Consider the following 12754-nt stretch of genomic DNA (forward strand, 5'->3'; position numbering starts at 1 on the left):
TGCTCCGCCTAGTCCAGCAAGGCGATCTGGTTGGCCATCTCGTAGTTCCAGTCTTCTTTGAGCCTGTTCACCAGGTCCTTCCACTCCATGTTGCCGTTGGCGTACTGGGCGAGGTTCTGGCCGTAGAGGTCGCGGAACTGCTGGTTGGGGCTGTACTGGAAATCCCACGGAAGTGCTTCCTGTTGCGGGTTTGTGAGAGCTTCGTGCACCTGCCGCGCCAGCGGGTCGTTCGGAACATCTTCGGCGCCGTAGTTTTGGAACGGGGCGATGAAGCCGAGTTCGTTGACGACGAGTTCCTTGCCGCGCTCGGACAGGAACAGCCAGTCCAAAAAGTCGCGGGTGGCCGCCTGGTCTTCCTCGCTGGCTTTGTTGTTGACGGCCAGGAAGTTCTCGGTTCCGACGTTGAGCCCCACGTTTTCCTCGTTGGGCAGGCCCATGTACATGGGCATGAACTTGATCTTGTCTTCCTTGACTACGTTGCCGCCTTCGCCGGAGATCTGGCCCCAGGCCCAGTTGCCGTTCTGGACCATCGCGGCCTTTCCGGTGGCGAATTCGGCCATGGAGTCGGACACGGCGCGTGCCGAGGCCAGGCTGGGCTTCACCGTCGAATTCTGCAGGTACAGGTCGAACAGGTTCCGGTACTGCTCGCCGTAGGTGAACTCCAGATCCGCCATGTCGGAGAAGTCCTGGATGTCGCGGTCGACGATCTCGTAGTGGAGCGGGCCATTCATCAGGTGATTGGTCCAGCGCCACTCTTCTCCGGCGCCGAGCGATGTCGCGGCGAACACGCCCTGGATTCCGAGCTCGTCCTTGCGGGCCTGCATGTCCTCAGCGACTGCTTTCAGCGTGTCGAAGGAATTGATCTCGTCGGTGGAGGCAGCCTTCGCGCCCGGCAGCGCGAAGTATTTCTCCAAGATCTCTTCGTTGTAGAGAATGCCGAAGCCTTCCATAGCGAACGGAACGCCCACGACCCTGTCCTGGTCATTGGTGATCGGTTGGGCGTCTTCCTGCAGAGCCTTGGTGACGTCGTAGTCCGTCATGTCGGCCAGGTAGTCCTTCCAGATGCCGTAGCCTTCCTGGCCGTTGATCTGGAACAGCGTGGGAGCATTCGACTTGGCCATCTCGGCCTTCAGCGTCTGCATGTAGGAGCCGGATGCGGCGGTGACCACTTTGACCGGAACGCCGGTCTCAGCGGTGTATTCCTCGCCGATCTTCTCGAAGGCTTCAGCCTGCTCCGGCTTGAAGTTCAGGTAGTACACGCTCGGGCCGCTGTTCTGCCCGCACGCGGTGAGCAAAGTGGCGCTCAACCCGACCGCGGCGACGGCCGCTAGTGCACGGGTGGTGGATTGCATTGGGGTGTACCTCAATCGTTGTTGTGTGGGTGAGTGGGGTCTAGGGGTTTTTCAGAGCCGTTGGCGGTTTCGGAAATATCGTGGCTGTCAGCGGTGTAGATCCGCGCCTCGTCGGGCCGGTCGGGCAAGATGGTGCGGAAATACGATTCGGCGGCTTCGTCGAGACGCACGTAGCGGGCTTCGTTCTCGGAGATGAACCAGCGGTGGTCGAGAATCTCGTGAAAGACCTGCGCGGGCTCGAGCTTCGCGCGCAACGCCGGCGGGGTGAGCGCCACGACCGGCTCGTAGCGGTTCACCAGCCAGTCGAGGGCGACATCTTCCGACGACATCTCGCCGTCGTAGTGGAGAGCGCGGTAGACCTCCATCTCGCCCAGCAGACGCTGCGCCTGCCGGTCCTGGACGTCCAAACCTGTGAGCTGCTTGAGCTTGCGGCGGTGGAAGCCGGTGGAGAAGACAGCCGGTTCGATGCTCACGCGGTAGATGTCGACGTTGTTCCCAGTCGGGTTGCCCTCGTCGTCGCGTGCCTGCCTGGTTTCGTGGCTGATCTCCGTTTCACCGATATCGAAGCCCAGAGCCTGGATCTTCTCGATGTGCTCCGCGATCTGTCCGAACGCATCGCCCTCGACGACCAGCTCTTCGGTCATGAGGCCCCACAATTCGTGGTAGATCTCATCCACGGCGTTGCCGAGGGAGATGACGTCCACGTCGGTGTCGATAAGCCCGCCAGCTTGAAGGTCCATGAGCTCGCCGATGATGTTGACGCGGGCGACCTCGACGTCGTAAAGCCTGCGTCCTTTCGACAGCGGCTCGTGAAACTCGCCCGTTTCGGCGTCGACGAGGTACGCCGAAAACTCGTCGGCGTCGCGGCGGAAGAGAGTGTTGGACAGCGACACGTCGCCCCAGTAGAAGTTCAGCAGGTGGAGCCTCACGAGCAGCACGGCTAGCGCACGGATCAGCTTGTTGACTGTCTCGGGGCCGAGGGCGCGGCTGAACACGTCGCGGTACGGCAGGGAGAACTCGAGGTGCTCCGTGACCAGGCACGGGGCGAGCTCCTCATCGCGCGCGTCATCGGTGCGGTGCGCGATCACCGCGACGGGCTTGACGCACGGCACGTCGAGGTCGCGCAGCTTTTTGAGTGTGCGGTACTCGTGGTACGCGACAGATTCACCGATCTCCTTGATCGCCAGCGCCATTCCGCCCGCGGAGATGAGCCGCACCGTGTGGCGCGAAATGCCCCGCGGGTAGGCCGCGAGCAGCTCGTCCGGCCAGTCCTCGAGGGGAAGCGCCCACGGCAGGCTCAGCAGCACTTCGGCGTAAGCCGGCGACTGGACACTCATCTTCTCGGACATGGTCTGCTCACCTCGCAGCGCTCGACGGCGGCGCTTAGATCCTCTCGCCGGTGGCCTTGGAGAACACGTGGAGCCCGCCCTCGTTGACGGTGGCGTGAATGATGTCGCCGCCCTTGATGCCGGACATCGGGGCCACGCGCACGACGATCTTGCCCGCGACGGAATCGTCGGTGCCCTCTTCGCGCCACTCGCCGCCCACGAGGTGGCCGTAGATGTAGGAATCGGAGCCGAGCTCCTCCGTGAAGTCGACCTCGATGGGAACGGTGTGCTCGGTGCTGTCCGGCACCACGTTGAGCGCCTCCGGGCGGAAGCCGAGGATGACCTGGTTGTTGTCTTCCGGGGTGAGGGCCTGCACGTGCTCGTCGGCAAGCGGAATCGACGCGCCGCCGAGCTTCGCCACATTGCCTTCGACGTTGAAGGTGGACAGGTTCATCGCTGGGGAGCCGATGAAGCCAGCCACAAACACGTTGTTCGGGTGCTCGTAGAGCTCGCGCGGGGTGCCCACCTGCTGCAGGACGCCGAAGTTGAGCACGGCGATGCGGTCGCCCATGGTCAGCGCCTCGGTCTGGTCGTGCGTGACGTAGATCGTGGTCACGCCCATGCGGCGCTGCAGGCTGGCGATCTGGGTGCGGGTTTGCACACGCAGCTTCGCGTCCAGGTTGGACAGCGGCTCGTCCATGAGGAAGACCTGCGGCTCGCGCACGATCGCGCGGCCCATGGCTACACGCTGGCGCTGGCCGCCGGAGAGAGCCTTCGGCTTGCGGTCCAGGTACTCGGTAAGGTCGAGTGTCTTCGCTGCCTCTTCGACGCGGCGGTCGATGTCGCCCTTCTCCATGCCCGCGATCTTCAGGGCGAAGCCCATGTTCTCGCGCACAGTCATGTGCGGGTATAGCGCGTAGTTCTGGAAGACCATCGCGATGTCGCGGTCTTTCGGGGACTCGTGCGTGACGTCGCGGTCGCCGATCAGGATGCGGCCCTCGTTCGTCTCTTCCAAGCCCGCGAGCATGCGCAGCGCGGTCGATTTGCCGGAGCCAGAGGGCCCGACGAGGACGAGAAACTCGCCGTCCGCGATTTCAAGATCAAGCTTATCGACGCTCGGTTTAACCGCTTTCGGATAAATCCTCGTCGCCTTGTCATAGGTCACTGTGGCCATGTGCATCTCCTCTTCTGGCAGGCGCGAACCGTCCGGCATTCTGTTTTCGAACCTTAGACTTTTGGTTCAAACCTAAGAATGACCCTAACACCGGAAGCGCCCGGCAAAAAGATTGCCCGGTTAGGGGGTTTGTGCCCCCTTACCCCCGCGTTTACCCTCGGGTGCATGAGTTCGCACCGCGTCAGCGTCATTGACCTGTTCAGCATCGGCATCGGCCCGTCGTCATCACATACCGTGGGGCCGATGAGAGCCAGCGCCACCTTCGTCGAGAAGCTCGGCCAGCTTCCCGCGGAAGTTCACGTTGAGCTGCGCGGATCCCTCGCCGCGACCGGCGTCGGCCACGGCACGGACCGCGCTTTACTCCTCGGACTGGTCGGCTATACTCCCTTGACCACAGACCAGACCGTCGAGCCCGTCCCCGGCACCCCTATTCCCGCCCACGGCACGATCTCCGGCCCCGACGGAACCGTCGCCTACGAGCTCACCTTCAACCCGAAACCCGTCGCCGAGCACCCGAACTGCCTCATCTTCGATGCCTGGGACGCCGACGGCACCCGCCTGGCCAGCCGCACCGAGTACTACTCTGTCGGCGGCGGATTCATCATGGACCGCGCCGAGATGAGCGAGGCCGACGAAGAGGGCGCTAGCACCGGCATCGCCGCCGCGGCCGCTGCCGCCGAGCCTGATGAAAATGCTCCGGGCGACGGCACTTACTCCTACGATTCCTCCGCCGACCTGTTGGCCGTCTGTGAACGCACCGGACTGAGCATCGCCCAGGTCATGGCCCACAACGAGGAAATTCTGCGCGGTAAAACCGAGTACACCACCCACCTCGACGAAGTCTGGTCCGTCATGCAGGAATGCGTGAAAAACGGCATCACCACCGACGGGTCGCTGCCCGGCGGCCTCAATGTCCGCCGCCGCGCTCCCCGCATGCACGCCATGCTCACCAGTGAGCAGCAGCGCCACAACTCCGAGGGCCTCGACGCGATGGAGTGGGTGAACCTCTACGCCCTCGCCGTCAACGAGGAGAACGCCGCCCACGGCCGGGTCGTCACCGCCCCGACCAACGGCGCCGCCGGAATCATCCCGGCGGTCATGCACTACTGCCGCGACTTCACCGCCGATTTCACCCCGGAACGCGCACGCGAATTCCTGCTCACCGCCGGCGCGGTTGGCGCGATCATCAAGACCAACGCCTCCATCTCGGGTGCCGAGGTTGGCTGCCAGGGCGAAGTCGGCTCCGCCTCCGCCATGGCCGCCGCCGGCATGTGCGCCATCCTCGGCGGAACACCTGCCCAGGTGGAAAACGCCGCCGAGATCGCCCTCGAGCACAATCTCGGTCTCACCTGCGACCCCGTCGGCGGCCTGGTCCAGGTCCCCTGCATCGAGCGCAACGCCATCGGCGCCGTCAAAGCCATCAACGCCGCACGACTGGCCAAATGGGGCGACGGCACGAATATCGTCTCCCTCGACGACGCCGTCGAGACCATGGCCGCCACCGGCCGCGACATGATGACTAAGTACAAGGAGACCTCCGTCGGAGGGCTCGCCGTCCAGCTCGGCTTCCCGGTGAATATCACCGAGTGCTAGCCGGGCTCGCTACTCGGCCGGTTCATCCTCCGGGATGAAGATCGCGTCGATGATCGCGCCGGCGTCGAGGGCGGCGGTCTTCTGGGACTGGTTCTCCAGGTTCTTTATGGTGATCTCACCGGATTCGAGCTCGCGGTCGCCGAGGACGAGGGCGGTGTGGGCGCCCGAGCGGTCGGCGCCCTTCATGGCGCCCTTGAGGCCGCGGCCGCCGTAGGCCATGTCGGCGGAGATACCGTTGCGGCGGAGTTCGTCGATAAGCTTTGCCATCTTCTTGGTCGCTTCGGGGCCGATTCCGACGCCGTAGACCTGGACGCGCTGGTCGACGCCGTCGAGCGTGACACCTTCAGCTTCGAGGGCGAGGACCGCGCGGTCGACGCCGAGGCCGAAGCCGATGCCGGAGAGGTCTTGGCCGCCGATCTGGGCCATGAGGCCGTCGTAGCGTCCGCCGCCGCCGATGCCGGACTGGGCGCCGAGGCCGTCGTGGACGAATTCGAAGCACGTCTTGGTGTAATAGTCCAGGCCGCGGACCATGCGGGGGTTGATGACGTAGTCGATGCCGAGGTCGTCGAGAGCGCCGGTGACGGTCTCGAAGTGCTCGTGGCACTCGGCATCGAGGTGGTCGAGCATGAGCGGCGCGTCGGCGGTCATCTCCTGGACCTCCGGGCGCTTGTCGTCGAGCACGCGCAGCGGGTTGATCTGGGCGCGGTGGCGGGTCTCCTCGTCCAGCGGCAGGTCTAGGAGGAAGTCCTGCAGCTTCTGGCGGTACGCCGGGCGACAGTTGCGGTCGCCGAGGCTGGTCAGCTCGAGACGGAACCCGGTCAGGCCGATGGAGCGGTAGCAACGGTCGGCTAGGGCGATGACCTCGACGTCGAGAAGCGGATCGTCGACACCGATCGCTTCGACACCGACCTGCTGCAGCTGGCGGTAACGGCCGGCCTGCGGGCGTTCGTAGCGAAAGAACGGGCCGTAGTAATTGAGCTTGACCGGCAGCTGGCCGCGGTCGAGATTGTGCTCGATCACCGAACGCATGACACCCGCTGTGCCCTCCGGGCGCAGGGTGACAGAGCGGTCGCCGCGGTCGGCGAAGGTGTACATCTCCTTCGAGACCACATCGGTGGACTCGCCGACACCGCGCGCGAAGAGCGTGGTGTCTTCGAAGATCGGCAGCTCAATGTGCTGGTACCCGGCCAGATGCGCCTGGTTCACGAACTCCGAACGCACCGCGTGGAAGGTCGCGGACGCCGGGGGCACATAGTCCGGCACCCCCTTCGGCGCGGACAGGGGCTGGAACTTCTCGGATTTCTGCTGGGTATCGCTCACGCCGGTCGATCTTAGCGCGAACGGCCAGCGGCGCTGAGATACGGGTTTGCCGCGCGCTCTTGGGCCACCGTGGTGGCGGGGCCGTGGCCGGGCAGGACGGTAAGCGCGTCGTCGAGCTCCCAGACGGGGCCGGCGAGGGTGCGGTCCATGGCAGCCGGATCACCCAACGGCAGGTCGGTGCGGCCGATAGAACCAGCGAAGAGCACGTCCCCGGCGAAAACGACATCTTCATCAGCAGCGATGAGCAGGGACGAGCCCGGCGAATGTCCAGGCGCATGGACGACGCGGAAATCCATGCCAGCAAAGGTCATGGTCTCCCTCGCTTTCAGGTGGCGCAGCTCGTCCGGCTGCTTCATCGAGTCGACCTCGAAAATGCGGCCGAAGTCACCGGGCGCACCCCACTTCGGATCGAGCATCACCTCGTCGTCGGGGTGGATGTAGACCGGCACGCCGAACTCGGCGCAATCGCGGGTGTGGTCGATGTGGCCGTGGGTCAGAACGACGGCGGCGAGGCGGGCACCGGCATCGTCGATAAGCTTCTGCACCTGGTCGCGGGAATCCTTGCCCGGATCGACGACGAAAGCCTCGGGGTTCTCCCCCGAGGCGGTGACGACGTACGTGTTGGTGCCGAACGGTCCTGCGGTGAATCCTGCGATCTGCATGGCCGCCAGTCTAGACGCAGCAGGCGGATCCGCCGCCGGATCTCTTATTTCGACAGCGAGTCCACGGCGGCGTCGTAGTCGGGCTCGTTCGCGATATCGTCGACAAGCTGTGTGTGGATGATGTTGTGGCCCGCGTCGGCGACCACGACAGAGCGGGCTAGCAGTCCCTTGATTGGCGAGCCTTCCATAATGACGCCATAATCCTCGCCGAAGGTGGAGCGGAATGCGGAGGCGCTGACGACGTTCTCGATGCCCTCGGCGCCGCAGAAGCGCTGCTGGGCGAAAGGCAGGTCCTTGGACACGCACAGGACGACAGTGTTGTCAAGGCCGGCGGCGAGCTCATTGAAGCGGCGCACGGACTGAGCGCACACGCCGGTGTCCACGGACGGAAAGATATTCAGCACGATGCGCTTGCCGTCGAAATCAGCGTCGGTGACGGAGTCCATGTCGCCGCCGACGAGCTCGAAGGACGGAAGCTTCTCGCCCACTGCGGGCAGTTCGCCGGAGGTGGTGGTGGGTTCATTGCGGAAAGAGATATCAGCCATGGCGCCCAGCATAAATAAAGGCCAAGCCGCACGCACTGGCGCAAGCGTTAGTACTGATACTGTATTTACCCATCTGACATCACCGACACCTACCGATGGAGGCCGAAGTCCGTGAGCAATAACGCGCAGCGCGGCAAAGATGCGCTGAAGGAACTCGACCGCGAGCTCAAGGCCCGCGACCGCAAAGAGAAGAACAAGCCCTGGTCGATCGCGGCCCTGGCTCTGCTGGTCATCGCGCTCGTCGGCGGCGGCATCTACTTGGCAGCCACATGGGGCTCGGACGAGGACGTCGTCGCCGAGGACCAGGCCGACGAGCAGCAGGACCAGGATCAGCAGGAAGAGATGGAGCCGGTCGCGCTGAAGAAGGAGCGCTCCGAACCGCTCGACCCGACTGTCACCTGCACCTACACCGAAGACGGCCAGAGCGAGTTTTACAAGGGCCTGCCCGAAGCAGAGGGCGTATCGACGGAGGGCACCGTCGACGTCAACCTGGACACCTCCGCCGGCCCCATCGGCCTGACTCTGGACCGCTCCGTCTCGCCGTGCACGGTGAACGCGATCGAGTACCTGGTCGAGCAGGAGTACTACAACGACACCGTGTGCCACCGCCTGACCACTGAGGGCCTCCACGTTCTGCAGTGCGGCGATCCGAGCGGCACCGGCAGCGGAGGCCCGGGCTTCCAGTTCGCGGACGAGTACCCGGCTGACGACCCGGCAGAGAGCGAGAACCAGAACGTCCTCTACGAGCGCGGCACCATCGCGATGGCGAACTCGGGCGAGAACACCAACGGCTCACAGTTCTTCCTGAACTACGGCGATTCTCCGCTGCCCCCGGCGTACACCTACTTCGGCACGATCAACGAGGAAGGCCTGGCCACCCTCGACAAGATCGCCGAGGCAGGCATTGCCGAGCCGGAGACCGAGGAAGAGGCCATGATGGCCCGCCCCGGCGACGGCGCCCCCAAGGAGGAAGTGAAGATCAACAGCGCTTCGGTCGCGTAGCTTCCCCCACTCCCTAACCCCCGCCCAGCGTGAGCTCTATCACACTGGGCGGTTTCTCATTGTCCGAGCTTAATGTTTCCGCAGTCACGGCCAGCGCGCATACAGCTTATCGACGCTCGCGCCTTCCTCCCCTTCCATATTTCCCACTTCAACTGTGCATCTGCACAAAGCTTTGACCTCCCGCGTGTGGGAGTGTGCCCTCCGACACCGTCCCACTAGACCCGCAGTTCACATCCTTTGACCACAAACACTTAAGATAGCCTGAGCGCCAGTCCCCCTACCTGGATAATTGCTCGTCATTGCCCTTGCAGGGCCTAAAGCCCGGCTGTAAAGTGTTCCACGTCATTGAGAGCTTCTTTCTGAAAGGGACATTCATGAAGATCCGCAAGAGCATCCTCGCTGCCGCCACCGCAGCTACCGTTTCCATCTCCGGTGTCGTCGCTGCTCCGGCTTTCGCTGCTGAGAACACCGGTGCAGATGACGGCACCGTCACCGCCAAGGAGAACAACGACGGCGACAAGCCGAAGGACGAGGAGAAGACCTTCGGCGAGAAGCTCGTGGAGAACTCCTCCGACGACAAAGGCAACCTGGATCCGAAGCAGATCACCGCTTGGATCGCTGTCTTCACCGCTGTTCTCAGCCTCATTGGCAATGTTCTCACCTTCGCTCAGAAGAACTTCAACTTCCCGAAGTTCTAAGTCTGACTTCGAGCTCTTAGCTCAGCTCCAACCGCCGCGACACTGCGTCGCGGCGGTTTTCGCGCTTCTCAGGAGATAGCCGTACTTTCGAGGTCTGGATCTAGATTGAATTTCCGAATGCGCGACCTGAGAAAACAGAAGAAAGTCGGCCGGAAAATGCAATCTAGATCCACCGTGCGTTGCGGGCGAGGGTGAAGCTTAGGCGGTGACGCGGTAAACGTCGAAGACGCCCTCTATATTGCGCACCTGGTTCATCAGCGTGCCCAACTGCTTGGTGTCGGAGACCTGGAAGGTGAACCGGACGGTGGCGATGTGGTCGTCGTCGCAGTGGTGGTTGAAGGCGATGACGGGCAGCTTCTGATCGTTGAGGACCCGGGTGAGCTCGGCGAGCAGGCCCTGCTTGTCCAGCGCCTCGAGCTGCATGGTCGCCAGGGACGCGCCCTGTCGGGAGCCACTGTCCCACTCGACGTGAATGAGGCGGGCGGATTCCTTTTTGAGTTTCTCGGCGTTGGTGCAATCCACACGGTGCACGGAGACTCCCCCACCGCGGGTGACAAAGCCGAAGATCTCGTCGCCGGGCACAGGCTGGCAGCAGCGGGCCAACTTGGCCATGACGTCGGGGGATCCTTCGACGAGGACACCGGGGCCGTCGATACGCGTTGGTGTCTTGAGTTCCGCGATGGGTGCGCGGGCGGCGAGCGCGTCGACGGCGTCGTCTTCGTCGCCGAACATCTCCACGAGCAGACTCACGACATGCTTCGCGGAAGTCTGGCCTGAGCCGATCGCGGTGTAGAGCGCGTCGACGCCGTCGTAGTGGAGCTGAGTGGCCACCTTGTTCATGGAGTCGGCGGTGAAGAGACGGTGCAACGGCAGGCCGCCGCGCTGAACTTCGGCGGCGAGCGCGTCGCGGCCGGCCTCCAAGTGCTCCTCGCGGCGCTCCTTGGCGAACCACTGGCGGATCTTGGTCCGGGCGCGCGGAGAGACGACGAATTCCTGCCAGTCGCGGGACGGGCCCGCGTTAGCGTCCTTAGACGTGAACACCTCCACGCGGTCGCCCGACTTCAGGGTGGACTCGAGCGCGACGAGCTTGCCGTTGACCTTCGCGCCGATGCAGCGGTGGCCGACCTCGGTGTGCACGGCATAGGCGAAATCGACCGGGGTGGAATCCGTCGGCAGGTTGATCACATCGCCCTTCGGGGTGAAGCAGAAAATCTGCGCCGAGGTGAGGTCGTAGCGCAGGGAGTCGAGGAACTCGTTCGGGTCCGCGGCTTCCTTCTGCCAGTCCAGCAACTGACGCATCCACGTCATCTGGTCCAGCTCCGCCTGGTCGCCCTTGTGGTTGCCCTTCGTCTCCTTGTAGCGCCAGTGCGCGGCAACGCCGAACTCGGCGTTGTAGTGCATTTCGTGCGTGCGCACCTGGATTTCCAGCGGGCGGCCGGAATCCGTCATCACAGTGGTGTGAAGGGACTGGTAGACGCCGAAGCGCGGGTTGGAGATGTAGTCCTTGAAACGGCCCGGCATCGCGGAATAGAGCGAGTGGGCCACGCCGATGGCGGCGTAGCAGTCGCTGACGTTGTCCACCAAGACGCGGATGCCCACGAGGTCGAAGATCTCGTTGAAATCGCGGCCGCGCACCACCATCTTCTGGTAAATCGACCAGTAGTGCTTCGGCCGGCCCATCACCTCGGCCTTGATGCCGTTCTGCTTCAGCTCAGCCTGAATCTCGCCGGTGACTTCCTTCAGCGCGCGGTCGCGCGACGGGGCCCGCTCGGCGACAAGGCGGACGATCTCCTCGTATTTCTTCGGGTACAGGATCGCGAACGCGAGGTCTTCGAGCTCCCACTTCACCGAGGCCATGCCGAGACGGTGCGCGAGCGGAGCGATGACCTCAAGGGTCTCGCGGGCCTTCTTCTGCTGCTTTTCCGGCGGCAGGAAGCGCATCGTGCGCATGTTGTGCAGGCGGTCGGCGACCTTGATCACCAGCACGCGCGGGTCCTGCGACATGGCGACGATCATCTTGCGGATCGTCTCCGCTTCGGCTGCGGCGCCGAGTGCGACCTTGTCGAGCTTGGTCACACCGTCGACAAGCCGGGCGACTTCAGGGCCGAAATCGTTCGTGAGGTCGTCGAGCGAGTAGTCCGTGTCCTCGACGGTGTCGTGCAGCAGCGCCGCCATGATCGTCGTAGTGTCCATGCCGATCTCGGCGCAGATCGTCGACACCGCCAACGGATGGGTGATGTACGGGTCGCCGGACTTGCGCTGCACGCCTTCATGAAGGCGCTCCGCGGTTTCGTAGGCGCGAGAAATGTCTTCGACCTTCGCCTTCGGATGGTATTTGCGGTGGATCGAGTACAGCGGCTCGATCACGGGGTTCGTCTTCGGCCGCCCACCGGTGAGCGACCGTGCGAGCCTCGCCGACACACTGCGCATCGACGAACCCGTTCGCCGCTGCGGTCTGTCTTGGGACGTCATGCGCCCACCTTATTCCACGAGGTCGGTTCTATGCTGCGTCGCCTTCGCTTTGATTAAGAACAACCAGCGGTAGGCCGTCCAGGCGCTCCCGGCCGCCGAGGCCGGAAACCTCCAGAACAACGACGCAACCGGCGACGGTACCGCCGGCACGCTCGATCAGCTCGCGGGCGGCGGCGAGGGTGCCGCCGGTAGCGAGGACATCGTCGACAAGCACAATGCTCTTGCCTTCAATGTTCATTCCCTCCGCGGGAACTTCGAGCGCGGCGGTGCCGTACTCGAGGGAGTATTCCTGGCTGATCACCGGCGGGGGCAGCTTCCCTTTCTTGCGGATGGCCAGAATGCCCAGGCCCATCTCGTAGGCGACGGCGGAGCCGAGCAGGAAGCCGCGGGCGTCGAGGCCGCCGATCATGTCGGCGCCCAGGTTCTTCGAGGCCGCCGCCATCTCGGCGATGACGACCTTCAGCGCCGCACCGTCGGCGAGCACCGGGGTGAGGTCCTCGAAGAGAACGCCTTCTTCCGGGAAGTCCTGGACGTAGCGCATCTTCTCGGCCAGCGCCTCGCGGGCCGTGCGGTAGGTGGGTTGAACAGAGGTCTCAGGGGAGGTCATG

The 12754-nt window shown here is 64.0% G+C and carries 11 protein-coding genes; 3 read left to right on the plus strand and 8 right to left on the minus strand.

The features are described 5' to 3' along the window. Positions 1–8 precede the first annotated feature (8 nt). The 3 genes from CAPP_RS06560 to CAPP_RS06570 are packed head-to-tail and all read right to left on the minus strand — an operon-like array spanning position 9 to position 3854. On the minus strand, positions 9–1352 hold the full coding sequence (locus CAPP_RS06560) for an ABC transporter substrate-binding protein (protein ID WP_076599380.1): 1344 nt from the start codon (positions 1350–1352) through the stop codon (positions 9–11). Positions 1353–1363: 11 nt separating this feature from the next. Next, positions 1364–2701 (minus strand): DUF4032 domain-containing protein, encoded by a 1338-nt coding sequence (locus tag CAPP_RS06565; RefSeq protein WP_076599379.1) that lies wholly within the window; start codon positions 2699–2701, stop codon positions 1364–1366. Positions 2702–2735: 34 nt separating this feature from the next. Further along, positions 2736–3854, minus strand: a complete 1119-nt coding sequence (locus CAPP_RS06570) for an ABC transporter ATP-binding protein (protein ID WP_076599438.1) — start codon at positions 3852–3854, stop codon at positions 2736–2738. A gap of 165 nt (positions 3855–4019) precedes the next feature. On the opposite strand from CAPP_RS06570, the gene CAPP_RS06575 reads away from it, so the two are divergent. After that, on the plus strand, positions 4020–5447 hold the full coding sequence (locus CAPP_RS06575; RefSeq protein ID WP_076599378.1) for an L-serine ammonia-lyase: 1428 nt from the start codon (positions 4020–4022) through the stop codon (positions 5445–5447). Positions 5448–5456: 9 nt separating this feature from the next. Here the strand turns inward: CAPP_RS06575 and hisS are convergent, their stop codons facing one another. The 3 genes from hisS to tpx are packed head-to-tail and all read right to left on the minus strand — an operon-like array spanning position 5457 to position 7974. Further along, positions 5457–6767 (minus strand): histidine--tRNA ligase, encoded by a 1311-nt coding sequence (hisS, locus tag CAPP_RS06580; protein WP_076599377.1) that lies wholly within the window; start codon positions 6765–6767, stop codon positions 5457–5459. Positions 6768–6778: 11 nt separating this feature from the next. Next, positions 6779–7429, minus strand: coding sequence for an MBL fold metallo-hydrolase (locus tag CAPP_RS06585; protein WP_200803281.1), 651 nt, complete (start codon positions 7427–7429; stop codon positions 6779–6781). 44 nt (positions 7430–7473) lie between these two features. Continuing rightward, positions 7474–7974, minus strand: a complete 501-nt coding sequence (gene tpx, locus CAPP_RS06590) for a thiol peroxidase (RefSeq protein ID WP_076599436.1) — start codon at positions 7972–7974, stop codon at positions 7474–7476. Between the two features lie 111 nt (positions 7975–8085). On the opposite strand from tpx, the gene CAPP_RS06595 reads away from it, so the two are divergent. Both CAPP_RS06595 and CAPP_RS06600 read left to right on the plus strand, forming a co-directional pair. Then, positions 8086–8976, plus strand: coding sequence for a peptidylprolyl isomerase (locus CAPP_RS06595; RefSeq protein WP_076599376.1), 891 nt, complete (start codon positions 8086–8088; stop codon positions 8974–8976). A gap of 374 nt (positions 8977–9350) precedes the next feature. Then, positions 9351–9674, plus strand: a complete 324-nt coding sequence (locus tag CAPP_RS06600) for a hypothetical protein (RefSeq protein ID WP_076599375.1) — start codon at positions 9351–9353, stop codon at positions 9672–9674. A gap of 198 nt (positions 9675–9872) precedes the next feature. On the opposite strand, the gene CAPP_RS06605 is transcribed toward CAPP_RS06600, so the two are convergent. Both CAPP_RS06605 and CAPP_RS06610 read right to left on the minus strand, forming a co-directional pair. After that, positions 9873–12146, minus strand: a complete 2274-nt coding sequence (locus tag CAPP_RS06605; protein ID WP_076599374.1) for a RelA/SpoT family protein — start codon at positions 12144–12146, stop codon at positions 9873–9875. A gap of 28 nt (positions 12147–12174) precedes the next feature. Then, positions 12175–12753: an adenine phosphoribosyltransferase gene (locus tag CAPP_RS06610; protein ID WP_076599373.1), complete on the minus strand. Its 579-nt coding sequence runs from the start codon at positions 12751–12753 to the stop codon at positions 12175–12177. Position 12754 lies beyond the last annotated feature (1 nt).

The sequence above is a fragment of the Corynebacterium appendicis CIP 107643 genome, assembly GCF_030408415.1.
Lineage (GTDB): Bacteria > Actinomycetota > Actinomycetes > Mycobacteriales > Mycobacteriaceae > Corynebacterium > Corynebacterium appendicis.